Origin of the sequence: Extensimonas soli (assembly GCF_029211265.1) — a bacterium.
In the GTDB taxonomy this organism is placed as follows: Bacteria; Pseudomonadota; Gammaproteobacteria; order Burkholderiales; family Burkholderiaceae_C; genus Extensimonas; species Extensimonas soli.
Genome location: NZ_JARGEL010000024.1, coordinates 261,078 through 286,713, shown reverse-complemented (window position 1 = coordinate 286,713; position 25,636 = coordinate 261,078). Strand labels below are relative to the sequence as shown.

Annotated in this window: 19 protein-coding genes; 15 read left to right on the top strand and 4 right to left on the bottom strand. The window is 66.7% G+C overall.

Going from position 1 to position 25,636, the window contains the following annotated elements:
- Positions 1–58 precede the first annotated feature (58 nt).
- The 11 genes from PYV55_RS12075 (at position 59) to PYV55_RS12025 (ending at position 17,768) form a co-directional block, all read left to right on the top strand.
- Complete coding sequence (locus PYV55_RS12075) at positions 59–1,975, top strand: type IV pili methyl-accepting chemotaxis transducer N-terminal domain-containing protein (RefSeq protein ID WP_275851507.1); 1,917 nt, start codon at positions 59–61, stop codon at positions 1,973–1,975.
- The gene (locus tag PYV55_RS12070; RefSeq protein WP_275851505.1) at positions 1,972–2,730 is read left to right on the top strand and encodes a response regulator; all 759 of its coding nucleotides are present in this window, start codon (positions 1,972–1,974) and stop codon (positions 2,728–2,730) included. The genes PYV55_RS12075 and PYV55_RS12070 overlap by 4 nt, the downstream gene beginning before the upstream one ends.
- A 239-nt stretch (positions 2,731–2,969) precedes the next feature.
- The gene (locus PYV55_RS12065; RefSeq protein ID WP_275851503.1) at positions 2,970–4,241 is read left to right on the top strand and encodes an MFS transporter; all 1,272 of its coding nucleotides are present in this window, start codon (positions 2,970–2,972) and stop codon (positions 4,239–4,241) included.
- A 30-nt stretch (positions 4,242–4,271) separates the two neighbouring features.
- Positions 4,272–5,711: a NarK family nitrate/nitrite MFS transporter gene (locus PYV55_RS12060; protein WP_275851501.1), complete on the top strand. Its 1,440-nt coding sequence runs from the start codon at positions 4,272–4,274 to the stop codon at positions 5,709–5,711.
- Between the two features lie 50 nt (positions 5,712–5,761).
- Positions 5,762–9,556 carry a nitrate reductase subunit alpha gene (locus tag PYV55_RS12055; protein WP_275851499.1) on the top strand — a complete coding sequence of 1,265 codons (3,795 nt, stop codon included), beginning with the start codon at positions 5,762–5,764 and terminating at the stop codon, positions 9,554–9,556.
- A 17-nt stretch (positions 9,557–9,573) separates the two neighbouring features.
- Positions 9,574–11,106, top strand: coding sequence for a nitrate reductase subunit beta (narH, locus tag PYV55_RS12050; protein ID WP_275851496.1), 1,533 nt, complete (start codon positions 9,574–9,576; stop codon positions 11,104–11,106).
- A gap of 34 nt (positions 11,107–11,140) precedes the next feature.
- Entirely contained in the window at positions 11,141–11,836 is a 696-nt protein-coding gene (gene narJ, locus PYV55_RS12045) for a nitrate reductase molybdenum cofactor assembly chaperone (protein ID WP_275851494.1), read from the top strand.
- Positions 11,833–12,549, top strand: coding sequence for a respiratory nitrate reductase subunit gamma (gene narI, locus PYV55_RS12040; protein ID WP_275851491.1), 717 nt, complete (start codon positions 11,833–11,835; stop codon positions 12,547–12,549). The genes narJ and narI overlap by 4 nt, the downstream gene beginning before the upstream one ends.
- A gap of 70 nt (positions 12,550–12,619) precedes the next feature.
- The gene (locus tag PYV55_RS12035) at positions 12,620–13,456 is read left to right on the top strand and encodes a peptidylprolyl isomerase (RefSeq protein ID WP_275851488.1); all 837 of its coding nucleotides are present in this window, start codon (positions 12,620–12,622) and stop codon (positions 13,454–13,456) included.
- Between the two features lie 87 nt (positions 13,457–13,543).
- Complete coding sequence (locus PYV55_RS12030) at positions 13,544–17,140, top strand: LAGLIDADG family homing endonuclease (RefSeq protein ID WP_275851485.1); 3,597 nt, start codon at positions 13,544–13,546, stop codon at positions 17,138–17,140.
- Positions 17,141–17,171: 31 nt separating this feature from the next.
- Positions 17,172–17,768, top strand: coding sequence for a hemerythrin domain-containing protein (locus PYV55_RS12025; protein ID WP_275851482.1), 597 nt, complete (start codon positions 17,172–17,174; stop codon positions 17,766–17,768).
- A 121-nt stretch (positions 17,769–17,889) separates the two neighbouring features.
- Here PYV55_RS12025 and PYV55_RS12020 read toward each other — a convergent pair whose 3' ends face one another.
- The 4 genes from PYV55_RS12020 to PYV55_RS12005 form a co-directional block, all read right to left on the bottom strand.
- Positions 17,890–18,216 (bottom strand): BTH_I0359 family protein, encoded by a 327-nt coding sequence (locus tag PYV55_RS12020; protein WP_275851480.1) that lies wholly within the window; start codon positions 18,214–18,216, stop codon positions 17,890–17,892.
- A gap of 185 nt (positions 18,217–18,401) precedes the next feature.
- Entirely contained in the window at positions 18,402–19,751 is a 1,350-nt protein-coding gene (locus PYV55_RS12015; protein ID WP_275851478.1) for a DUF3108 domain-containing protein, read from the bottom strand.
- Between the two features lie 309 nt (positions 19,752–20,060).
- Positions 20,061–20,690: a response regulator gene (locus PYV55_RS12010; protein WP_275851475.1), complete on the bottom strand. Its 630-nt coding sequence runs from the start codon at positions 20,688–20,690 to the stop codon at positions 20,061–20,063.
- Positions 20,687–21,904 (bottom strand): hybrid sensor histidine kinase/response regulator, encoded by a 1,218-nt coding sequence (locus PYV55_RS12005; protein WP_275851473.1) that lies wholly within the window; start codon positions 21,902–21,904, stop codon positions 20,687–20,689. Before PYV55_RS12005 ends, PYV55_RS12010 begins: the two co-directional genes overlap by 4 nt.
- A gap of 145 nt (positions 21,905–22,049) precedes the next feature.
- On the opposite strand from PYV55_RS12005, the gene PYV55_RS12000 reads away from it, so the two are divergent.
- From PYV55_RS12000 to PYV55_RS11985, 4 genes are all read left to right on the top strand, one after another.
- A complete protein-coding gene (locus PYV55_RS12000; protein WP_275851471.1) occupies positions 22,050–22,496 on the top strand; it encodes a hypothetical protein in 447 nt (148 codons plus the stop codon).
- Between the two features lie 72 nt (positions 22,497–22,568).
- Positions 22,569–22,931: a response regulator gene (locus tag PYV55_RS11995; RefSeq protein ID WP_275851469.1), complete on the top strand. Its 363-nt coding sequence runs from the start codon at positions 22,569–22,571 to the stop codon at positions 22,929–22,931.
- 58 nt (positions 22,932–22,989) lie between these two features.
- A complete protein-coding gene (locus PYV55_RS11990) occupies positions 22,990–25,116 on the top strand; it encodes a chemotaxis protein CheW (protein ID WP_275851466.1) in 2,127 nt (708 codons plus the stop codon).
- A gap of 18 nt (positions 25,117–25,134) precedes the next feature.
- Positions 25,135–25,614 (top strand): chemotaxis protein CheW, encoded by a 480-nt coding sequence (locus tag PYV55_RS11985; protein ID WP_275851463.1) that lies wholly within the window; start codon positions 25,135–25,137, stop codon positions 25,612–25,614.
- Positions 25,615–25,636: the final 22 nt, after the last annotated feature.

Sequence of the window (25,636 nt, the reverse complement as noted above, 5' to 3'; positions counted from 1 at the left end):
TCTTTAGGGCTTGACGGGTCTTTCTGCCTTTTTGCACGCCGCGCTCTACACTGCAGCCATGCGCTCCCCCGCCACCCTGACCACCAAGCTGCTCGCCCTGGGCGTGAGCTTTTTGCTGGTGGCGATGGTGTCGATTGCGATCACGCTGTGGGCGACTTGGAAGCTCGACGGCGGTGCGGCCGCAGTGAACGAGGCCGGGCGCATGCGCATGCAGACCTGGCGGCTGGCCAGTGCGGTGCAGCTGCAGACGGCGGCAGACGGGCGTGCGGCGCTGGTGCAGCGCTTCGACGAGAGCCTGCGCCTGCTGCGTGCGGGGGACGCCGCGCGGCCCCTGTTCGTGCCCTGGAACGACGAGGTCGAGGCCAGCTTCGTGCAGGTGGAAAAGCGCTGGGCGCAGCAGCGTGCGCAATGGCTGGCCGAGCCGGCGCCGACTCCCGCACAGGCCGTCGCGCTTGCGGAAGAATTCGTCACCGCGATCGACCGCTTCGTGCTCTCGATCGAACGGCAGCTCGCGCGCTTCACGGCCATCCTCAACCTGTTCCAGTTCGTGATGATGGCATTGGCCGTTGCGGGCGCCGTGGTTATTCTCTACACGGGCTATCTGTATGTGATCCATCCGCTGGCCAGCCTGGCGCAGGGGCTGCAGCGCGTGCAGGCGGGGGATTTTTCCGTGCGCGTCGATGTGGACAGTTCGGACGAATTCGGCCAGGTGGCGGCGGGCTTCAACCGCATGACCGAGACCCTGCAGTCGCTCTACGGCGAGCTCGAAGCCAAGGTGCAGGCCAAGACGCGCGACATCGAGGCCCAGCGGGCGCGGCTCGAGGCGCTGTACGAAGTCAGCGCGCTGCTTGCCGATGCGGACACGATAGACGAGCTTGCGCGCGGTTTTGCGCGCAAGGTGCGCGAGCTGCTGCGCGCCGACGCCGCCGCCGTGCGCTGGTCGGACGAGGCGAACCAGCGCTACCTGATGCTGGCCTCCGATTGCCTGCCGCAAGAGCTGGCCGAGCAGGAGCGCAGCCTGCTGGCCGGCGTGTGCGCCTGCGGCAGCCTGCAGCCCGACGCGCGCACGCGCGTGATTCCGATCCTGGCGCACGATGTCGCCCCCGTCCGTCTGTGCGCGCGCGCGGGCTACGAGAGCGTGGTCAGCGTGCCCATCCGGCTGCAGCACCGTCTGCTGGGCGAGTGCGACCTGTTCTTTCGCAGCGAAGTGCAGCTGAGCGCAGAAGAAACGGCCCTGCTCGACGCCCTGGCCAGCCACCTTGCGAGCGCGCTCGAGGGCTTGCGCGCCGACGCCTTGGAGCGTGAAGCTGCAGTGAGCGAGGAGCGCGCGCTGCTGGCACGCGAGCTGCACGACTCGATCGCGCAGGCGCTGGCCTTCCTCAAGATTCAGGTGCAGCTGCTGCGCAGTGCCGTGCAAAAAGGGCAGGCCGCGCAGGTGCAGCGCATTCTCGACGAGCTCGACGCCGGTGTGCGCGAAAGCATAGGCGATGTGCGCGAGCTGCTGGTGCACTTTCGCACGCGCACGAACACCGACGACATCGAGCGTGCGCTGCAGGAAACCCTGCGCAAATTCGAGCACCAGGCGGGCATCGCCACGCGCTTTGCGGTGCACGGGCAGGGTCTTCCGTTGCCGCCAGACGTGCAGGTGCAGGTGCTGCACGTAGTGCAGGAGGCGCTGTCCAACGTGCGCAAGCACGCGCGCGCCAGCCACGTCACGCTGGAGGTGGACAAGGGTGTGCGCTGGCAGTTTCGCGTGCGTGACGATGGGGCGGGGTTCGACCCGCAGCAAAGCCGCGGCACATCGCACGTGGGCCTGCAGATCATGCGCGAGCGCGCCGCGCGCATAGGTGCCGAGGTCCAGGTGGTCGCAGCGCCGGGCCAGGGCACCACGGTCACGCTGATACTGCCGCCGCACCCGGTCGCGAGCACCACCGCGCCCACCGCGCTTGCAATCGGCCAGGAAGAATCCGCATGACCCAACCCGTTCGCCTGCTGGTGGTCGATGACCACACCCTGTTTCGCCGTGGTCTGGTCGCCCTGCTGTCGCAGGACGAGCGCTTCGCGGTCGTCGGTGAGGCGGGCGACAGTGGCGAGGCCCAGCGCCGCGCGGCTGCGTGCGCGCCCGACATGATCCTGCTGGACAACCACCTGCCCGGCGTGCGCGGGGTGGATGCAATTGCCGGCCTCAAGGAAGTGGCGCCGGCAGCGCGCGTGCTCATGCTTACCGTGAGCGAGAACGAAGAAGACCTCGTGGCCGCGCTGCAGGCGGGCGCCGACGGCTACCTGCTCAAAACCATCAACTCCGAAGACCTGAGCGACTCCATCTGCAAAGTGCTCGCGGGCGAATCCGTGGTCAGCCCCGAGATGATGGGCAAGCTGGTCGCCGCCCTGCGCAGCCGGCCTGCGGGCGCAGCCGAAGGCAGTCTGGAGGCATCCGGGCAAGGTGCGCAAGGCGCTACAGGCACGGCAGAGGCCCCTGCGGTCGCAGGCGTGCAGGCGCAGGTGCCAAGCGATGCGCTGGCGTTGCTGTCGCCGCGCGAGCGGGAAATCCTGGCCCTGATCGCCGCGGGCCTGGCAAACAAGGCCATTGCGCGCGATCTGGGCATCGCCGAGACCACCGTCAAGATCCATGTGCAACACATTCTGCGCAAGCTCAAGCTGAGTTCGCGCGTGCAGGCCGCCGTCTTTGCCACCAGCCAGGGCTTGACGGCATCCATGAAACTGCAATAAAAAAGAGCGCCAATAGCGCCATGGCGCGCGGCCTACGTGCCGTACATGGGATGTAGGCAGGGCATTCGTGCCTTGGCACTGCCGCGGTGCTTCCCAGTTTGTGCGCGCCGAATAGTTCTTTGGAACGATGGTCACGCCCCGCCATCGTTCTTCTGATGCGGCAACAGTGTGCCATTGGCGGATGTTCAGCGCCGGGCCAAAGTCGGATAGTCCACGCATGTAAATTTGTGGAGGAAGACATGGACAATGACTTGCACAATTCCCGCAAGGCCTGGTCGGTGCTCATCGTCAGCACGCTGGCGTTCACCGTGTGCTTCATGGTCTGGATGATGTTCGGCGTGATCGGCATCCCGATCAAGAAAATGCTGAACCTCAACGCCACCGAGTTCGGCCTGCTGACGGCAACCCCGGTGCTCACGGGCTCGCTCATTCGCGTGCCGCTGGGCATCTGGACGGACCGCTACGGCGGGCGCATCGTGATGGCCGTCCTCATGGCCGTCACCGTGCCGGCGATCTGGCTGATGAGCTACGCCACCGCGTTCTGGCATTTCATCGTCATCGGCCTGTTCGTGGGGCTGGCGGGCGGTGCCTTTTCGGTGGGCACACCCTATGTGGCGCGCTGGTTCCCCAAAAACCGCCAGGGCATGGCCATGGGGGTGTACGGCGCGGGCAACTCGGGCGCGGCCGTGAACAAGTTCGTCGCCCCGGTGCTGCTCGTGGCGTTCGGCTGGGCCATGGTGCCCAAGGTCTATGCGGCCATCATGCTCGGCGCGCTGGTGCTGTTCTGGCTGTTCAGCCACCAGGACCCCGCCCACCTGGTGCCCAGCAACGTCCGCTTCAGCGATCAGCTCAAGGCCCTGAAAGACCCGCGCGTCCTCAAATACTGCCAGTACTACAGCATCGTGTTCGGCGGCTACGTGGCGCTGTCACTGTGGATGGTGCAGTACTACGTGGGCGAATATGGCCTGGACATCCGCATCGCGGCGCTGCTCGCGGCCTGCTTCTCGCTGCCCGGCGGCGTGCTGCGCGCGATCGGCGGCATCCTGTCGGACAAGTACGGCGCGCACCAGGTCACTTGGTGGGTGATGTGGGTGAGCTGGATCTGCCTGTTCCTGCTCTCGTACCCGCAAACGGACTTCACCATCGTGACCGTCAACGGCCCCACGACCTTCCACATCGGCCTCGGCGTCTATGCCTTCACCGCGCTCATGGCCGTGCTGGGCGTGGCCTTTGCGTTCGGCAAGGCCAGCGTCTTCAAGTACATCAGCGACGACTACCCGCAGAACATCGGCGCCATCAGCGGCATCGTCGGCCTGGCCGGCGGCCTCGGGGGCTTCGTGCTGCCCATTCTGTTCGGCATCCTGCTGGACTGGACCGGCATCCGCTCCAGCGCCTTCATGCTCATGTACGGCGTGGTCTGGGTGTCGCTGATCTGGATGTATTGGACGGAGGTGCGCCGCGTCGACGTCATGGGCCCGCAAGGCGGTCGCAAGGCACACGCCGCACTCTGATCTGCAAGCTGAAAGTGAAAGGACCTCGTCATGTCAACCCCAAGCACAACCCATCTGCGCCCCGGCCGCACGCTCACGGTCTGGACGCCTGAGGACAAGGCCTTCTGGGAACGCGAAGGCGAGGCGATCGCCAAGATCAATCTGTGGATTTCAGTGCCCGCGTTGTTCCTGGCCTTTGCGGTCTGGCAGCTCTGGAGCGTGGTCGCCGTGAGCCTGCCGGCGCTGGGCTTCAAGTATTCGACCAACCAGCTGTTCTGGCTTGCCGCCTCGCCTGCGCTCAGCGGCGCCACATTGCGCATTTTTTATTCGTTCATGGTGCCGCTTTTTGGCGGGCGGCGCTGGACGGCGCTCTCCACGGCCTCGCTGCTGATTCCGGCCGTAGGCATAGGGCTGGCCGTGCAGGACAACACCACGAGCTACCCGACCATGCTGATCCTTGCGCTGCTGTGCGGTCTGGGCGGGGGCAATTTCAGCTCCAGCATGGCCAACATCAGCTTCTTCTTTCCCAAGGAGCGCAAAGGCTCGGCGCTGGGCGTGAACGCGGGCCTGGGCAACCTGGGCGTGTCGGTGGTGCAGTTCCTGAGCCCGCTCGTGGTTACGGCCGGCATCTTCGGCATCTTCGGCGGCGAGGCGCAGACCATCGTCAAGAACAACCAGACCGTACAGGTGTGGATGCAGAACGCCGCCTTCATCTGGGTGCCCTGGATCGCGCTGGCCTCGCTCGCCGCCTGGTTCGGCATGAACGACATCGCCGACGCCAAGGCCAGCTTCGCCGCGCAGGCCGCGATCTTTCGGAGCAAGCACAACTGGCTGATGTGCGTGCTCTACCTGGGCACCTTCGGCTCGTTCATCGGCTTTGCCGCGGGCTTCCCGCTGCTCATCAAGAGTCAGTTCCCTGCCGTCAATCCGCTTGCCTACGCCTGGCTGGGCCCTCTGGTGGGCGCGTTGATCCGCCCCGTGGGCGGATGGCTCGCCGACAAGGTGGGCGGCGCGCGCGTGACGCTGTGGAACTTCGCCCTCATGGCGCTGGCTGTGCTCGGCGTGCTGTATTTCCTGCCCAAGAGCGCAAGCAGTTATGCCCTGCCCTTCGGGCCACACGAAGGTAGCTTTGCAGGCTTCTTTCTCATGTTTTTGCTGCTGTTTTTCACGAGCGGCATAGGCAACGGCTCGACTTTCAGCATGATCCCCACGATCTTCCTGAACCTTAAGCTGCGCGAAGTGCGCGGCAAAGACGAAGCCGCCCGCGCCCAGGCCATCAAGGATGGCAACACCGAGGGCGCAGCCGCGCTGGGTTTTGCCGGTGCAATCGGCGCCTATGGTGGTTTTTTCATCCCCAAGAGCTACGGTAGTTCGATCGCTGCCACCGGCGGCCCCGAGCTCGCACTGTGGGCCTTTGCTCTGTTTTACGTGCTGTGCATCGTGATCACGTGGTGGTACTACGCACGCAAGAACGCCGAAATGCCGTGCTGAGTGCCCGGCCCCAAACACCACGACAAGACACCACGGACAAGGAGTTTTCGATGAGCCATTTTCTCGACCGCCTGACCTATTTTGCGCAGCCGCGCGAGGGCTTTGCCCAGGGCCACGGCCAAACCACCGGCGAAGACCGCACCTGGGAAGACGCCTACCGCAACCGCTGGGCGCACGACAAGATCGTGCGCTCTACGCACGGCGTGAACTGCACGGGCTCGTGCTCATGGAATATCTACGTCAAGGGCGGCATCGTCACCTGGGAGACGCAGCAGACCGACTACCCGCGCACCCGGCCCGACCTGCCCAACCACGAGCCGCGCGGCTGCGCGCGCGGCGCCAGCTACAGCTGGTACCTCTACAGTGCCAACCGCGTGAAGTACCCCATGGTGCGTGCGCGCCTGCTCAAGCACTGGCGCGCGGCGCTGGCCGTGGCGAAAAGCCCGGTCGATGCCTGGGCCAGCATCGTCGAAAACCCTGAGGCGCGGCGCGAATGGCAGCAGCAGCGCGGCCTGGGCGGCTTCGTGCGCAGCAGCTGGGACGAGGTCAACCAGCTCATCGCGAGCGCCAACGTCTACACCGCCAAGAAATACGGGCCTGACCGCGTGATCGGCTTCTCGCCGATTCCGGCCATGTCCATGATCAGCTACGCGGCTGGCTCGCGCTACCTGTCGCTGATCGGCGGCGTGTGCATGAGTTTTTACGACTGGTACTGCGACCTGCCGCCGGCCAGCCCGCAGGTCTGGGGCGAGCAGACCGACGTGCCCGAATCGGCCGACTGGTACAACTCCACCTTCATCATCGCCTGGGGCTCGAACGTGCCGCAGACGCGCACGCCCGACGCGCATTTTTTCACCGAGGTGCGCTACAAGGGCGCGAAGACCGTTGCGATCACGCCCGACTACGCCGAGATCAGCAAACTCTGCGACCTCTGGCTGCACCCCAAACAGGGCACCGACGCCGCCGTGGCCATGGCCATGGGGCACGTGATCCTCAAGGAGTTCTACTTCGACCGGCGCAGCAGCTATTTCGACGACTACGTGCGCCGCTACACCGACATGCCCAAGCTGGTGCAGCTCGAGGAACGCACCCTGGCGGACGGGCGCAAGGTGCTCGTGCCCGGGCGCTACCTGCGCGCGAGCGATTTTGCGGGCCAGCTGGGGCAGACGAACAACCCCGAGTGGAAAACGGTGGCGCTCGACCACAGCGACCAGGTCGTGCTGCCCAACGGCTCCATCGGCTTTCGCTGGGGGGCCGAAGGGCGCGACGACGCCGGCAAGTGGAACCTCGAAGACAAGGAAGCCTGCCACGGCAGCCAGGTGCAGCTCAAGCTCAGCCTGATGGAAGGCGAAGGCAGCGCCTACGAGGTCGGCGACGTGGCTTTCCCGTACTTTGGCGGCCTGGAGACGCCGCACTTTCCGGCCAACAAGCAGGTTGCGGCCGTGGGTGACGTGCTCGTGCGCAAGGTGCCCATGCGGCGCATTGCACTGGCGCAGCAGGGCGAGGGTGGCCACGCGCTCGTGGCCACGGTGTTCGACCTCACGGTGGCCAACTACGGCGTGGCGCGCGGTCTGCCGGGCGAGAACGCCGCGCTCGGTTACGACGACGACACCCCCTACACGCCCGCCTGGCAGGAGAAGATCACCGGCGTGCCGCGCGGCCAGGTGATCGCGGTGGCGCGCCAGTTTGCCGACAACGCCGACAAGACGCGCGGCAAGTCCATGGTCATCATCGGCGCCGCGATGAACCACTGGTACCACAGCGACATGAACTACCGCGGCATCATCAACATGCTGATGATGTGCGGCTGCATAGGCCAGAGCGGCGGCGGCTGGTCGCACTACGTGGGGCAGGAAAAGCTGCGCCCGCAGACCGGCTGGACGGCGCTGGCCTTCGCGCTCGACTGGGTGCGCCCGCCGCGCCAGATGAACAGCACGAGCTTTTTCTACGCCCACACCGACCAGTGGCGCTATGAAAAGCTTGGCGTCGAGGAAATCCTCTCGCCGCTCGCTGACCCATCCCAATTCGGCGGCAGCCTGATCGACTACAACGTGCGCGCCGAGCGCATGGGCTGGCTGCCCAGCGCCCCGCAGCTACAGACCAATCCGATCCAGGTGGTGAAGGATGCGCAGGCCGCGGGCCTGGACCCCAAGGACTACGCCGTCAAGGCGCTGCAGGACGGCAGTCTCAAGATGAGCTGCGAAGACCCGGACAACCCGCTCAACTGGCCGCGCAACATGTTCGTGTGGCGCTCCAACATCCTGGGCTCCTCGGGCAAGGGGCACGAATACTTCCTCAAGCACCTGCTGGGCACCACGCACGGCGTGCAGGGCAAGGCCCTGGGCGCGGACGACGCCAAGCCCGCCGAAGTGCAGTGGCACGACAAGGCCCCCGAAGGCAAGCTGGACCTGCTCGTGACGCTGGACTTTCGCATGAGCACGACCTGTCTGTATTCCGACATCGTGCTGCCCACGGCCACCTGGTACGAAAAGAACGACCTCAACACCAGCGACATGCACCCCTTCATCCACCCGCTGTCCACGGCGGTGGACCCGGCATGGCAGAGCAAGAGCGACTGGGAAATCTACAAAGGCTTCGCCAAGGCCTACAGCGAGGTCTGCGTCGGCCACCTGGGCGTCGAAAAAGAGCTGGTGCTCACGCCGCTGATGCACGACTCGCCCGCCGAACTGGCGCAGCCCTTCGACGTGAAGGATTGGAAGAAGGGCGCATGCGCTCTGATCCCCGGCAAGACGGCGCCCGCGATCACCGTGGTCGAGCGCGACTACCCCAACACCTATGCGCGTTTTACCGCGCTGGGGCCGCTGATGGAAAAAATCGGCAACGGTGGCAAGGGCATTGCCTGGAACACCGTGGACGAGGTGCGCCAGCTGGCCGAGCTCAATGGCAAGGTGCACACCGCGGGCGCCACGCAGGGCATGGCCCGGATCGACAGCGACATCGACGCCTGCGAAGTGGTGCTGCAGCTCGCCCCCGAAACCAACGGCCACGTGGCCGTCAAGGCCTGGGAGGCATTGGGCAAGATCACCGGGCGCGACCACACCCACCTGGCGCTGCACCGCGAAGACGAGAAAATCCGCTTCCGCGACATCCAGGCGCAGCCGCGCAAGATCATCAGCTCGCCCACCTGGTCGGGACTGGAGAGCGAGAAGGTGTCCTACAACGCCGGCTACACCAACGTGCACGAGCTGATTCCATGGCGCACGCTCACGGGGCGCCAGCAGTTCTACCTCGACCATCCGTGGATGCTCGCCTTTGGCGAAGGGCTTTCGAGCTACCGCCCGCCCGTGGACCTCAAGACCACCGGCGAGGTGATGCACCGCACGCCCAACGGCCACACGGAAATCACGCTGAACTTCATCACCCCGCACCAGAAGTGGGGCATACACAGCACCTACAGCGACAACCTGCACATGCTCACGCTCAACCGCGGCGGGCCGGTGGTGTGGCTCAGCGAAGACGACGCGCGCCGCGCCGGCATTGCCGACAACGATTGGATCGAGCTGTTCAACGCCAACGGCGCCATCGCCGCACGCGCGGTCGTGAGCCAGCGCGTCAAGCCGGGCATGGTGCTCATGTACCACGCGCAGGAAAAGACCATCAACACCCCGGGTTCGGAAATCACCGGCACGCGCGGCGGCATCCACAACTCGGTCACGCGCATCGTCACCAAGCCCACCCACATGATCGGCGGCTACGCCCAGTTCAGCTACGGCTTCAACTACTACGGCACCATAGGCACGAACCGCGACGAATTCGTCGTGGTGCGCAAGATGCGCAAGATCGACTGGCTCGACGACGAAGCCCCCGCGGCCACCCAGGCCTGAGCAACAAGGAGAACACGATGAAAGTTCGCGCGCAAATCGCCATGGTGCTGAACCTGGACAAGTGCATAGGCTGCCACACCTGCTCGGTCACCTGCAAAAATGTCTGGACCAGCCGCCCCGGCGTCGAATACGCCTGGTTCAACAACGTCGAAACCAAGCCCGGCATAGGCTACCCCAAGGAATGGGAAAACCAGGACAAATGGAACGGCGGCTGGGTGCGCCGGAACGATGGCTCCATCGTGCCCAAGCAGGGGGGCAAGTGGTCGCTGCTGATGAAAATCTTCAGCAACCCCAACCTGCCGCAGATCGACGACTACTACGAGCCCTTCACCTACGACTACGACCATCTGCAGTCCGCCCCCGAAGCCAAGGCGCCGCCTACCGCGCGCCCGCGCTCGCTCATCACCGGGCAGCGCATGGAAAAGATCGAGTGGGGCCCGAACTGGGAAGAGATCCTGGGCGGTGAGTTCAGCAAGCGCAGCAAGGACGCCAACCTGGCCAGCTTCGAGCAGGTGCAAAAAGACATGGTGGGCCAGTTCGAAAACACCTTCATGATGTACCTGCCCCGGCTGTGCGAGCACTGCCTGAACCCCGCCTGCGTGGCCAGCTGCCCCTCGGGCTCGATCTACAAGCGCGAAGACGACGGCATCGTGCTCATAGACCAGGACAAATGCCGCGGCTGGCGCATGTGCGTCTCTGGCTGCCCCTACAAGAAAATCTACTACAACTGGCAGACCGGCAAGGCCGAGAAGTGCATCTTCTGCTACCCGCGCATCGAGGCCGGCCAGCCCACCGTGTGCAGCGAAACCTGCGTGGGCCGCATCCGCTACCTCGGCGTGGTGCTCTACGACGCCGACCGCATCGCCGAAGCGGCCAGCGTCGCCAACGACAAGGACTTGTACCAAGCCCAACTCGACATCTTCCTGAACCCGCACGACCCGCGCGTGATCGAGCAGGCGCGCAAGGACGGCATCCCCGAGTCCTGGCTCGAAGGCGCCAAAAACAGCCCGGTCTACAAAATGGCCATAGACTGGAAGGTCGCGCTGCCGCTGCACCCCGAGTACCGCACGCTGCCCATGGTCTGGTACGTGCCGCCGCTGTCGCCCATCACCTCGGCGGCGAATGCCGGGCACATCGGCGTGAACGGCGAGCTGCCCGACATCGCGCAGATGCGCATCCCGCTGCAGTACCTGGCCAATCTGCTCACGGCCGGCGACACGCAGCCCGTCGCGCGCGCCCTGGAGCGCATGCTTGCGATGCGTGCCTTCCAGCGCGGCAAGCACGTTGACCAGGTGCAGAACCTCGCCGTGCTCGAGCAGGCCGGCCTCACGGTCGCGCAGGTCGAGGAGATGTACCAGATCATGGCCATCGCGAACTACGAAGACCGCTTCGTGATCCCGTCCAGCCACCGCGAATACGCCGAAAACGCCTTCGACCTGCGCGGCGGCTGCGGCTTCTCGTTCGGCAACGGCTGCTCGGACGGCAGCTCGCAGACCAGCCTGTTCGGCGCCAAGAAGCGCCGCACCATCCCGATTCAGTCCGTGGTCTGAATCCCGCGCACCGACGCACCCCAAGGAGCCCATCGTGCCCGCCCCCCATCACTTGCAGCGCCACCCCCAGCGCTATTCCCTCAGAGCCCTGGCCGCCCTGTTGCGCTACCCGGACGCGCAGTTGCGCGCCCACCTGCCGGAACTGATCGCGGCCATAGATGACGAAGCCGTGCTGCCCGCGGCGCGGCGCGCCGAGCTGCGCGCCCTGGCCGCCGATATTGGGCGCCTGGCCATGGAGGCCGAGGCGCGCTACGTCGAAACCTTCGACCGCGGGCGTTCGACCTCGCTGCACCTGTTCGAACACGTGCACGGCGACTCGCGCGACCGCGGGCCGGCCATGCTGGACCTGGTTCAGACCTACGCACAGGCCGGCCTGTACCTCGCCCCCGAGGAGTTGCCCGACCATCTGTGCGTGGTGCTCGAGTTTGCCTCCACGCAGCCACCCAAGCTCGCGCGGGCCTTTCTGGCGGAAATGGCGCATATCCTGCAGGCCATCTTCAGCGCTCTGCGCGCGCGCGGCAATCCCTACGCCAGTGTCCTCGCCGCCGTGCTCGAACTCGCCGGCGAGAAAGTCCAGGCCGTCGCCTTCGACCCCGACGTCCCCATGGACGACAGCTGGGCCGAGCCCGAGGCCTTCGCCGGCTGCAGCACACACGGGCAGTCGCGCCCGGGCGAGGCCCAACCCATCCACATCGTTCGCAAGACGCCCACCCAAGGAGTTCCAGCATGAAGGACTACCTCACCCACTTCCTGTTCGGGTACTACCCGTACATCTGCCTGACCGTGTTTCTGCTCGGCAGCCTGATCCGCTTCGACCGCGACCAATACACCTGGAAGAGCGATTCTTCCCAGCTGCTGCGCGCAGGCCAGCTGCGCTGGGGCAGCAACCTGTTTCACGTCGGCATCCTGTTTCTGTTCTTCGGGCACAGCGTGGGCATGCTCACGCCGCACTTCGTCTATTCGCCCTTCATCAGCGCGGGCGCCAAGCAGCTGCTTGCCATGGTTTCGGGCGGCCTGTTCGGCCTGTTCGGCTTCGTGGGCGTGTCGCTGCTGCTGCACCGCCGCCTGTCGGACGTGCGCATCCGCGCCACCTCCAAGACCAGCGACATCGTGCTGCTGTGGCTCTTGTGGCTGCAATTCGCGCTGGGCCTGGCCACGATTCCGCTGTCGGCCCAGCACCTCGACGGCGGCATGATGCTGCTGCTGGCCGAATGGGCGCAGCGCATCGTCACCTTCCGCAGCGGCGCGCCCGAGTTGCTGGCCGAGGCGAGCTGGGTGTTCCGTGCGCACATGTTCCTCGGCATGACGATCTTCCTGGTGTTTCCGTTCACGCGCCTCGTGCACGTGTGGAGCGGTTTCGGCACCCTGGCCTATCTGTGGCGCCCCTACCAGCTCGTGCGCAGCCGCCGCGTGGGCCTGGGTGGCCCGCAGGCGACGCGCTGAGGCGCGGCAATGGCTGCAAACGGCTGATCTTCCCGGCATGGTCTGAACTTTCGTACCCTCGAGGCGTTCCATGAGACCCCATACCTCCACCGTCACCGGCTGCGGCCACACCGCCTGTGCCTGCACGTCCGAGCCGTCCGCCCCCGCCCGCATCAACGGCGTGGCCTTGCACCGTACCGATGAGCACCCCGGCGCCGACGCCTTGCGCGAGCGTGCGTATGCTGAGCTGCTGCGCCAGGAAGCCGTGCGCGCGGGCCTGTTGCCCGCCCCCGACACAGCGCTCGCGCCCGAACTCGGCGCCGCCGAGCGCGCCGTCATCGAAGCCATGGTGGAGCGCGCCGTGGCCTCGCCCCAGCCCACGCCCGAAGAAGTGCGGCGCTACTACGAGGCCAACCCCCAGCAGTTCATGCAAGGGCAGGCCGTGCACCTGCGGCACATCCTGTTTGCGGTGACGCCGGGCGTCAACGTGCATGCGCTCACCGTGCGCGCCGAGCAGGCCTTGCTGGAGCTGGTGGGCAAGGACGCGCCCGCCCCGCGTTTTGCCGAACTCGCGGCGGAGCTCTCCAACTGCCCCTCGGGCGCGCAGGGCGGCGACCTTGGCTGGGTGGCGCCCGAGGACTGCGCGCCCGAACTCGCGAACGAGCTGTTCCAGCAAAAACACGCGCAATGGGGGCTGGGCGTGCACCCGCGGCTCGTGCATACGCGCTATGGCTTTCACATCATCGAGGTGCTGGAGCGGCGCAAGGGCAAGCTGGCCAGCTTTGACCAGGTGCGCGACCGCATCGCGGCGCAATTGGCGCTGCAGTCGCGCGCCCGGGCGTTGCACCAATACATGCGGCTGCTCGCGGGCCAGGCCGAGGTCGAGGGCATAGCCCTGGGCGCCGCCCAGACGCCACTGGTGCAATAGCGGTCACTGCATCCCTGCACGACGGTGCCGCTGCGGTGCGGTGCACAATCCCCTACTCCCATTTGATTCGTACCGCACCCCTTCGCCATGAAACGCGACACCCTCCCATCTGAACCCCTGCCGCCGCAGCCCATCAGCCTCGATGTGCTGCGCGAAAAGTACCTCAAACCCGGTGAAAGCAGCCTGGAAGAGCTGTACCAGCGCGTCGCGCGCGCGCTCGCCTCGGTCGAGGCGCCCGAGCTGCGCACGCGCTACGAAAAACTGTTTCTCACCAACCTGCACGCGGGCGCCATCGGCGCGGGGCGCATCATGAGCGCGGCGGGCACCGACATCCAGGCCACACTCATCAACTGCTTCGTGCAGCCCGTGGGCGACTGCATCCAGGGCGTCGATGACGAGGGCTACCCCGGCATTTACGAGGCGCTGCGCGAGGCCGCCGAAACCATGCGCCGCGGCGGCGGCGTGGGCTACGACTTCTCGCGCATCCGTCCGCGCGGCGCCGAAGTGCGCGCCACCGCCTCGCTGGCTTCGGGGCCGTGCAGCTACATGAACGTGTTCGACCAGTCCTGCTCCACGGTCGAGAGCGCCGGCGCGCGCCGCGGCGCGCAAATGGGCGTGCTGCGCATAGACCACCCCGACGTGCGTGAATTCATCACCGCCAAGCGCACGCCCGGGCGCTGGAACAACTTCAACGTCTCGGTCGCCGTGACCGACGCCTTCATGCAGGCCGTCGAACAAGACCAGCCCTGGGAGCTCGTGCACCGCGCGCGCCCCAGCGCCACGCTGATCGCCCAGGGCGCCTACCAGCGCGCCGACGGCCTGTGGGCCTACACGCGCCTGCCCGCACGCACGCTGTGGGACAGCATCATGCAGTCCGCCTACGACTTCGCCGAGCCGGGCATCCTGTTCCTCGACCAGATCCAGCGCGACAACAACCTGCGCTACTGCGAAACCATAGAGGCCACCAACCCCTGCGTCACGGCCGACACCTGGGTCATGACGGCCTGCGGGCCCGCGCAGGTGGCCGACCTCGTGGGGCAGCCTTTCAGCGCGCTGGTCGATGGCCGCGCCTACCGCGTGCAAAGCCAGGGCTTTTTCAAAACCGGCACCAAGCCCGTGCTGCGTCTGCAAACGCGCGAAGGCTACCGCCTGCGGCTCACGGCCGACCACCGCGTGCGCCGCGTGGCGCGCAAAACCCGCTACAGCCTCGAGGTGGAGTGGACGCCCGCCGCGCAGCTCGCCCCCGGCGATGAAATCCTGCTGCACGACCACCGCGCAGCCGCCGGCTGGGGGGGGCCCGGCACCGAGGCCGAGGGTTATCTGCTGGGCCTGCTGATCGGCGACGGCACGCTGCAGGAGCGCAAGGCCGTGCTCTCGGTCTGGGCGCCCGAGCTGCGCGCCGTGGGCAATGGCGGGCAGGGCAGCGTGGCCTACGCCGCGAGCGGCGCTGCAGGCATCATGCAGGCTGCCGAAAACGCCATGGGTACATTGGCGCACCGTGCCGATTTCGCGGGCTTTCAGCGCCCCATCCCTGCGCGCGGCGAAGCACGCCTGGCCAGCGCCGCGCTGTGCCGGCTGGCACACCGCCTGGACATGTCGCCGCGCCGCAAAACCATCACGCCGGCGATGGAGCGGCAATCATCGGCCTTCGCCTGCGGCCTGCTGCGTGGCCTGTTCGATGCCGATGGCTCCATACAGGGCAGTCAAGAAAAAGGCGTCAGCGTGCGCCTGGTGCAAAGCGACCTGCCGCTGCTGCAAGCCGTGCAGCGCATGCTGCTGCGCCTGGGTATGGCCTGCACGCTGTACCGCGAACGCCGCCCCGCGGCCGTGCGCGCATTGCCCGATGGGCGCGGCGGCATGCAGCACTACGCCACGCGCAGCCAGCACGAGCTGGTCCTCAGCGGTGACAACCTGCGCGTGTTTGCCGAGCGCATCGGCTTTGCCGACACCGACAAAGCCGCGCGCCTGCAGGCCGCCTTGGCCGGCTATAGCCGCGCTTTGAACCGCGAGCGCTTTACCGCCACCGTCGAATCCCTGGCCGACGACGGCTGCGAAGACGTGTTCGACGTCACCGTGGCCGACGTGCACGCCTTCGACGCCAACGGCCTCGTGGTGCACAACTGCGGCGAGCAGCCCCTGCCGCCCTATGGTTGCTGCGACCTCGGCCCCATCATCCTGCCGCGCTTCGTGCGCCATGCGTTCGGCTTCGACGGCGTGCCCGCGTTCGACTTTGCCGCCTTCGAAAAAGCCGTGGCGCTGCAGGTGCGCGCGCTCGACAACGTGCTCGACCTCACCTGGTGGCCGCTGCCGCAGCAGCGCGCCGAGGCCATGGCCAAGCGGCGCATCGGCGTGGGCTTCACGGGTCTGGGCAACACCTTGAGCATGCTGTGCCTGCGCTACGACGCGCCCGAAGGCCGCGAAATGGCGCAGCGCATCGCCACGCGCATGCGTGACGCGGCCTACGCCGCCTCGGTCGAGCTCGCGCGCGAAAAAGGCGCGTTCCCCAAGTTCGACGCCGCCGGCTACCTCGCCGAAGGCACTTTCGCGAGCCGCCTGCCCGCGGCGCTGCAGCAGGCCATTCGCACCCACGGCATACGCAACAGCCACCTGCTGTCGATCGCGCCCACGGGCACCGTGAGCCTGGCCTTTGCCGACAACGCCTCCAACGGCATCGAGCCCGCGTTCTCGTGGACTTACACACGCAAAAAGCGCGAGGCCGACGGCAGCACCAGCGAATACGAGGTGCAGGACCACGCCTGGCGCCTGTACCGCGCGCTCGGCGGTGACGTGCAGGCGCTGCCTGCGTACTTCGTCTCGGCGCTCGAAATGTCCACCGCAGGCCACATCGCCATGATGCAGGCCGTGCAGCCGCTCGTGGACACGGCCATTTCCAAGACCGTCAACATCCCCGCCGACTACCCCTTCGACGACTTCAAGGGCCTGTACCTGCAAGCCTGGCGCGCAGGGCTCAAGGGCCTGGCCACCTACCGCCCCAACGCCATCCTCGGCGCAGTGCTAGAAGCGCCCGAAAGCGCCGCCCAGTCTGCGCAAAAAGCTCCTGAAAACGAAGCGCAACCGCCCACCGACCCGATGCGCAGCGTGATCGAGAGCCGCCCCAAGGGCGCGCTCTCGGCCGTGGCCGAAAAGCTCGAATACTGGACGCAAGAGGGGCACAAGACGCTGTACCTGCTGGTGTCCTTCCTGCCCGTGCCCACGCCCGACGGCCAGGGCACGGTCGATCGCGCGATCGAATTCTTCATGCCCGTGGGGCAAAGCGGCGAATCGCAGCAGTGGATCACCTCGAGCATGCGCCTGCTCTCGCTCGCCGCGCGCGGCGGCTTTTTGGAGCGCGCCCTGCGCGACATGCGCAAAGTGGCCTGGGACCGAGGCCCCGTGCGCTTGGGCAGCTATGAAAAAGCAGACGGCACGCGCGTGCCCATGTGGCACGACTCGGAAGTCGCGGCCATTGCCTACGCCGTGCAAAACATCCTCGCGCACCGCGCCGCAGCCAACGCAGCCGGCGCCAGCGCCATGCCCGAGGCATTGCAAAACGCCGAGCCGCCCGCAGGCATGCCGCCGATCATGCTCGGCAAAAAATGCAGCGAATGCGGCGCGCACGCCGTGATCCGCAAGGACGGCTGCGACTACTGCACCCAGTGCGGCCACATCGGCGCCTGCGGTTGAGGGCGCGCGGCAGCCTCGGGCGGTCTTCACCATGCGCGCTACACCCGCCACCCCCGCCACCCCCGCCACCCCCGCCTTCCCCGGTCTGCACACGCCTGCCGCGGGCTTCGAGCAGCCGTTTGCCATGCTCGAGGCCTGCCACGAGCGTGTGCAACGCATGCTCGCGCTGCTGCAAAAGCTCTGCGCCCACCTGTACGCGCAAGGCTGCGACGCTGCGGCGCGCCAGGCCGCGCGCGACGTGCTGCGCTACTTCGACCAAGCCGGCCCGCTGCACCATGAGGATGAAGAGAAACACATCTTTCCGCTGCTGCGCGCGCAGGGGGATGCCGATGCGCGGGCTTTGGTGGAGCGCCTCGCGCAAGACCATGTGCACATGGCCGCGGACTGGGCGCAGCTGCGCACGCCCTTGCAGGCACTCGCGCATGGGCAACGCTCCAACTTCAGCGCGCAGGAAGAGGCTGCATTCGACGCTTTCGCGGCGCATTACGCACGCCATATTGCAGACGAAGAGCAGCGCGCCTACCCCGCCGCGCACAAGCTGCTCGGCGCAGCGGCGCTGCAGGCCATGGGGCGGGAAATGGCAGCGCGGCGTGGGGCCACGCCGCCATCTTTGATTGCTCCTGAATAAAGAGCTGCTCGTGCTCTATTTATAAGGACTTAAGGCGGATTTCACCCTAAAAACCGCAAGACGCCGACCCGTCCTCACCGCACGTGCGGGCCTTGCCAGGCAGCCGGAGCGGCTGCCTGGCTCAGTGCATCACCACCGGGTTTTGCGCGAGGCTGGCGTAGCGGTCCAGCGTGTCTTCGACTTCTTCCTGCGTGGGCGTCTTGTGTTGCCAGGCGACGATCTGCTGCTGAAAGAGCTCGGCCCAGGAGCCGTCGAGATAGACCTCTTTGCCCGAGCGTTTGTCCACGATTTCAAAGCCGTGGCGCACCATTTGCGGTATGGCGCAGAGGGCGTCACCTGCGGCGCCAGCTGCGTCCCCTTGCGCGGTGGTGGTCGGGGCAGCAGAGTCCATCGCTTCCGGCAGCATGTGGACCACTACAAAGGATTCGGAGTCGTAGAGCATTTGCATGATGGTTCCCCCAGTCGGTATGCGCATCAGATGACCGCTGCTTGACAAACTTCAAGACGCGGCATCGCTTGCAGTATTTCACGAAACATCCAAGCCTGCGCGCCATGCACCTTGCGCGTTGCGCAAAAGCCCCACGTGGCGTGCCGTTTCCACGACGCGGTAACGCCGCTCCCGGCAGCGGCGCATCATGGCGGACCGCTGCTGCGCAGCTGCAAATCGACGTAGTCGCCATTGCTCTGCGTGAGGCGGATGCGCACGGGCAGGTAGCCGAGGTCTGGGGAAAGCCAGAGCTCGGCCTTCTGGTCGTAGTCGCGCTCGGGCAGGCGCTCCAGCCTCCAGGCGGGCATGTCGCCGGCCGGCAGGTGCAGGGTTTCAAGCCCGCGCACGGCAAAGATCCAGCGGTCGGCGCTGCGCGGGCCTATGGTGGGTACGCTGATGCGCGTGCCGGGCACGAAGCGCTGCGGCTGCGCGGCGAACAGGGCGCCAAGCTGGATGAAGACGCTGAGCCGGTCCTGCGCACCTGCGCGCAGCGGCGCCTGCGGCGTGTTGGCGCTGAAGATGACGCGGCCCTGCGCGTAGTCGAAGTGCGCCGCAAGCTCACGCCGCGCGATGTCGCCAAAGCGCTCGGGGCGCAAACCCTGCGCGGTGATGCTGCCAGTGCTCGTCTGCGCGCGCGTGCCCAGCAAAAACACGCGCACTTCCTGGCGCGCTTGGTAGCGGCTGCCATCGTGTTGCCACAGCAGCTGTGCACTGGCCGTGTAGTGCAGCCCTTTGACCAGGCCTAGCGCGTCGAACTCCAGGCGCATGGGCGGCGGTATGCGCACGGGCGGCGTTTGGCTCATGCGCGCGGCGTGGGCGCTGTCGCCTGCGGCGAATATCTCCAGCCCCGCATCGGCACCGGTTTCTGCCGCGCTGGCAGCCTGGGCTGTGCGCACGGGTGCATCTGCCGCCGCGGATGCGGCGGGGCTGGCGGGGGTAGCAACGGGAGCACTGGCGGCAGCGAGCGCCGGGCTGGCGGGGGAATCTGCGGGTGCAGCGGCCGTGCCCTGCGCGGCTGTGCCCGACTCGGACGCAGCCTCTGCAGAGGTTCCGGTGGAGGCCGCGGCAGCAGCAGAGTCCGCAGGCTCTGCGGCCAGGGCAGGGGGCGCAGGTGCTTGCGGCGCCGCGTCGGGCAAGGCCGGGGGGGCAGGGGAGGGCGGGGAGGGCGGGGAGGGGGCCGACTCAGCTACTTTGGCTACTTCGGCTGGTGCGGCGGCCGGTGCCGGCGGCGCTGGTTTGCGCCGCGGTGCCGGTGGTTTTGTCTTGCGCGCCACTGCAGGTGGCGAGGCGGTCAGGGGCGCAGGCGCGGCTTTGTCAGAGGGAGCCTGCACCTGCGCGGGTGCGGCCGGGATGCTGCGCGTGCTGAACACCAGCGGCCCGCTGGCGGCCACAACCCCGGCACCCACGCCACCCCCGCGCAAGGACAGGCCGCCGAGCAGCAGCAGGTGCAGCGTCAGCACGAACAAGGTCAGCGCGATGAGGCGGCGGGTTTGCATGAATGAAATTGGAATCTTCCCCCAAAAAGGACCTAGTGTAGTGTTCGACGCTATCTGCGACATAAAACCGCGTCTTTTCGGCCCGGGCCGCGTTGCAAATCCTCGCGATACCACCCGGTATCGCTGCGGTTTGCGCCTTGCCCAGACCAAAAATCCATCGGTTTTATTTGTCGCATCAAGCATCAAACACTACACTAGCGTAGCGAAGGCCCGCATGGTATTGCAAGCCCTTCTGTCACCGCCGCAGGGCACATATCCCGGCATCTGCCCTTTGCCCCTCCACCTCCGCCCCAATTTCCGGTTTCGCCCTCAAACCAGGTTGTTGCGGATGGCATAGACCGTGAGTTCGGCGTTGTTCGAGAGTTTGAGCTTTTCGAGCACGCGGGCGCGGTACACGCTTACGGTTTTGGGGCTGAGCATGAGCTCCTCGGCGATGTCGGAGAGCTTGCGGCCCGAGGCGATTTTCACGAGGGTCTGCAGTTCGCGCTCCGAGAGTGCGGCATGCGGTAGCTCGGGGCTGGGCTGCGCCAGGCTGTCGGCGAGCAGCTGCGCGACCTCGGGGGTGAGGTGTTTGCGCCCCTGGGCCACGGTGCGCACGGCCTGGGCGAGCGCGGCGGGGTCGCTGGCCTTGTTGACGTAGCCTTGCGCACCGGCGCGCAGGCAGCGCAGCGCATACTGGTCTTCGGGGTACATAGAGACCACCAGCACCTTGATTGCGGGGTGCGTCTCGCGCAGGCTCGCGAGCACCTCGAGGCCGCTGCGCCCGGGCAGGTTCAGGTCGAGCAGCAGCACTTCGCAGGCCGCGCTGCGCAAGGTTTCGCGCAACTCGCCGTAGCTGCCCGCTTCGCCCGTCACGCGGATGTCGGGCTCTTCGCTGAGCGTGTCGCGGATGCCGCGGCGCAGCACGGCGTGGTCATCGCAGAGGACGACGTGGATCATGGCGTGTTTCCTGGCGCATCAGGCGCTGCCGGAGGCAAGGACGCTTGCGCTGGTGCTCGCGCGGGCGACGGTGCGCCCTCCGTGCTCTCCGTGTTGTCTGGGAGATTTTCTCGCGGTGCCGGCACGAGCGACTGCGCGGGCGGCAGGGGGATGGACAGAATCACGCTCGTGCCGCGCCCGGGCTGGCTGCTCACGTCGAGCCAGCCTCCGACCGTGCGCGCACGCTCCTGCAGCCCTTTGAGGCCGAAGGCCTTGGGCTTGTCGCGCTGTGCGGGCGCCATGCCGCGACCATCGTCGGTCACTTCGAGCGTGAGCATGCCTTCGCTGTCTGCGAGCTCCAAGCGAACCTGCCGCGGCTGGGCGTGTTTGATGATGTTGGTCAGGGCTTCTTGCGCGGTGCGATAGGCTACGAGCTGCACTGCGGGCGGCACGGCGATGTATTCACCGCCTGTGCGCACCCGCGCCGGCACGCCGGTGCGCCGCTCGAAGTTCGCCGCGAGCCACTGCACGGCCGCGACCAGGCCCTGGTCGAGAATGGGCGGGCGCAGGTTCATCATGATGCGCTGGCTCGCGCCGAGTGCCTGCTGCAGCGTCTCGGCGGCGCTGTCGGCGCGCCGTTGCAGCTTGGGGTCATGGCTGTGGCGCCGGATCCAGGCGATGTCAAAGCGCAGCGCGGCCAGCGCGCCGCCGATGTCGTCGTGGATTTCGCGCGCGATCGCTGCGCGCTCCTGCTCGATCGAGCTTTGCAAATGCTCGGTGAGCTCGGCGAGACGGCGTTGCGACGCCGCGAGCTCAGCCACGGCCTGCGCACGCGCACGCCGGGCTTCATGCACCTCGATGGCGCGCGTGATCACGTGCGCCAGGCGTGCCATGTCGTCCTTGGCCACAAAGTCGGCCATGCCCAGGCGCATGGCATCGACGGCCGCGGCCTCGCCGATCGCGCCCGACAGCAGCACGAAGGGTGGCGGCGCCGGCAGCGGCGCGACCAGTTTCCAGGCGTCGAGCGCGGTGAAGCCGGCGAGCCGGTAGTCAGCCAAAATCACGTCGAAGCGCTGCGCGGCGAGGGCGCGCTCGAAGTCCGGCAGCGTGTCCACCTGCTGCAGCGTGCATTCCACGCCCGCGCGGCGCAGCGCCAGGCGCGCGAGCGCGTGGTCCGCAGGCGAGTCTTCGAGGTGCAGAATATTCAGGGCTGGGCCCGATGTTGCGCAGTGCATAAGCGCGCTATCATAGGGTGCGATACATTTTGGAACAAAGCGGGTGCGTCTGTAAGAGGGGCATCGGCTTGAAAACGCCCCACGAGCCGTTCAGCGCCCGCTCGGATAACACCTTTTCGTTTCGTGCATCTAACACTGGAACCCCATGCAAACCATGCCACCGCCCTCCGAGGAGCCCAAGGTCGAGGTACCCGTCATGGCCGCGGCAGAGATCCAGGATGCGCTGCTGGTCGTGATGCACGATTTGCGGCGCCTCGAAGGGTTGCTCGACCACGCGACGGAAGTCCTGCTCGCGCGCTTTCATGAGGCCAATGCCTTGCTGAGCGTCGAGGCCGTGACCGCTTCCCCCGCGCTCGCGGCGGTGCGCGAAGCACTGCGCGGCGCGGTGACGGAGTTGCAGTTTCACGATATGGCGGTGCAGTTGATCACGCACACCCAAAAGGTCTTGCAGGGCTGTGCGTTTCGACTCGCGGCCGAGGTCATTCCGCCCGAGGAGGGCGAAGATGCGGCGTCGTGCGCGCCCCGTTTGCCAGAGCGGCCCAACCCGGTGACGCAGGGCGAGATGGATGCCGGCTCGGTAGAGTTGTTCTAGCCGGTGCGTCGCCGCGCGCCATTACAGTTAACCTATGCAGTCCTTTCAGTTTTCAGCCTCCTGGAGCATTCCATGCCGTCGATTCTTGCCGTAGATGATTCACCCTCCATGCGAAAGATGGTGGCGTTCACCCTCACGGCAGCCGGTTACCAGGTGATAGAAGCCGTGGATGGGCAGGATGCCTTCGAAAAGGCGCAGGACCAGGCCGTGGACCTGGTGCTGGCGGACCAGAACATGCCGCGGCTCGATGGCATAGGGCTCACGCGCAAGCTGCGCGAGCTGCCGCACTTCAAGACCACGCCCATTCTGATCCTGACGACGGAGTCGAGCGACCAGATGAAGCAGGCCGGGCGCGCCGCCGGAGCCACGGGCTGGCTGGTCAAGCCTTTTGACCCGAACCGCTTGATCGAAGTCATCAAGAAGCTCGTTTCTTGAGCATTTTCCCTAGACCCAGTCCCTTGCCGGGCACATATCGCAGCACACAGGAGCCCCCATGGCGCAGACCCAGCACGAAGCAACGGGCGCAGGCGCGGATTTCGATCTGAGCCAGTTCTACCAAATCTTTTTCGAAGAAGCGGGTGAAAACCTCGACCAGTTCGAGCAGATCCTGCTGCACCTGGACCTGCAAAGCGCCAACGATGAAGAGCTCAACGGCATCTTCCGCTGCGCGCATTCGATCAAGGGCGGCGCCGCCACCTTCGGTTTTACCGACGTGGCCGAGCTCACACACCAGATGGAGTCCTTGCTCGACCGTTTGCGTCGCCACGAGCTGCAGCCTGTGCCCGAAATGGTCGATGTGCTGCTCGAGTCGGCCGACGCTGCGCGCAGCCTGCTCGCACGCCACCAGGCTGGCGAGCAGGGCGAGGCCGTGCCCACGCACGACCTGGTGCGCCGCATCAGCGCGCTTGCTTCTGGTGCCGCCGCACCTGCCGCTCCAGCACCGGCACCGGCACCGGCACCAAGTCCCGCCCCGGCGCCCGCACCTGCGGCTGCGGTCGTTGCCGGTCCTGCCGTGGCAAGCCCGGCTGCGGGTCAGCCACGCCAGCTCGAGCTCGAAGTGGGCCCGCTCGCACGGCCCGAACTGGCCGACGCGATCAAGGAGTTGTTCCGCGACATCCCGGGCCTCGGCACCATTAGCGATCTGCCAGCCCCTGGCCCGGACATGCGCCGTTTTGCCGTGCAGACCAGTTCTTCCAATGACGACTTGCTCGACCTGCTCGCTTTCCACGTCGCCAAGGAGCAGGTGCGCATCACCGAGCTTGGCGCGCCGCAGGCGGCTGTGCCGGTCGCAGAGCCGTCGGCAGGGTATGGGTTTTTCAGCGACGCGGTCCCGGCCGCTGCCGCAGCCCCGGTGCAGGCGCCCGCCCCGGCCACGCCGGCTGCCGCGCCGCGCAGCGCACCCACGCCAGCCGCACCAGCCGCACCAGCCGCACACTCCGCACCCGCGCAGTCGCTCGAATCGACCTCCATCCGCGTGGCCGTGAGCAAGGTCGATCAGCTCATCAACCTGGTGGGCGAGCTCGTCATCACGCAGGCCATGCTTGCGCAAAACAGCCGCGGGCTCGATCCGGCAGTGCACCAGCAGCTGCTCGCGGGCCTGGCCGATCTGGACCGCAACACGCGCGACTTGCAGGAATCGGTCATGTCCATCCGCATGATTCCGATGTCGGTCGTGTTCAGCCGCTTTCCGCGCATGCTGCGCGACCTCGCGCACAAACTCGGCAAGAAGGTCGAAATGGTCACCGTGGGCGAGGCTACCGAACTCGACAAGGGCTTGGTCGAAAAAATCACCGACCCGCTCACGCACCTGGTGCGCAACAGCTGCGACCACGGCATCGAATTGCCGGCCGAGCGTCGCGCCAAGGGCAAGCCCGAGCACGGCACGATCACGCTCGCGGCCTCGCACCAGGGCGGCTCCATCGTGATCGAGGTGCGCGACGACGGGCAGGGCCTGTCGCGCGAGAAAATCCTGCGCAAGGCGCGCGAGCGCGGCCTCGACGTGTCCGACCAGATGAGCGACGCCGAAGTCTGGCAGCTCATTTTTGCCCCGGGCTTTTCCACCGCCGAGGTCGTCACCGACGTTTCGGGCCGCGGCGTGGGCATGGACGTGGTCAAGCGCAACATCACGGCGCTCAACGGCACGGTCGAAATCGACTCGGTCGAAGGCCAGGGCACGCGCGTGGCCGTGCGCCTGCCGCTCACCTTGGCCATCATGGACGGCATGTCGGTGGGCGTGGACAACGAGGTGTACATCCTGCCGCTGTCTTCGGTGGTCGAGTCCTTTCAGGTGCAAACCGCAGACCTCAACACCGTGGCGCAGGGGGCGCAGCTCGTCAAGGTGCGCGACGAATACATGCCCGTGATCGCGCTCGAAAAAATCTTCGAGGTACCGCGCCTCGATGCCAGCAAGTCGAGCGACATCATGGTGGTCGTGGAGGCCGACGGCAGCCGCGTGGCCGTGCTCGTCGATGAATTGCTGGGGCAGCACCAGGTGGTGGTGAAAAACCTCGAGACCAATTACCGCAAGGTGTCCAACGTCTCCGGCGCGACCATCCTGGGCGACGGCCGCGTGGCCTTGATTTTGGACACCGCGAGCCTGGTGCGCCGCGCGCGGCACTGATTTTGGAGAGGGAAAACCATGGAAGCAGTAGCAAGCAAGACGGAAGAAGCCGCGGCGGCCGCCGCGCGCGAATACCTCACGTTTCGCCTCGGGCAGGAGGAGTACGGCATAGACATCCTCAAGGTGCAGGAAATCCGCGGCTACGAGCCGCCCACGCGCATCGCGCATGCGCCCGAGTTCGTCAAGGGCGTGGTCAACCTGCGCGGCACCATCGTGCCCATCGTCGATATGCGTCTGCGCTTTCACTGCGCGCAGGCCGCGTACGACAGCCTCACCGTGGTCATCGTGCTGAACCTGCACCAGCGCGTCGTGGGCATCGTGGTCGATTCGGTCAGCGATGTGCTCGAACTCATGCCTGAGCAGGTCCGCCCCGCGCCCGAGGTCGAGAGCACCATAGACAAGGGCTGCATCACCGGCCTGGGTTCCGTGGGCGAGCGCATGCTGATCCTGCTCGACATCGAAAAATTCATGACCAGCACCGACATGGGGCTGGTGTAGCGGCTGCCAGTACCCAAGGGCA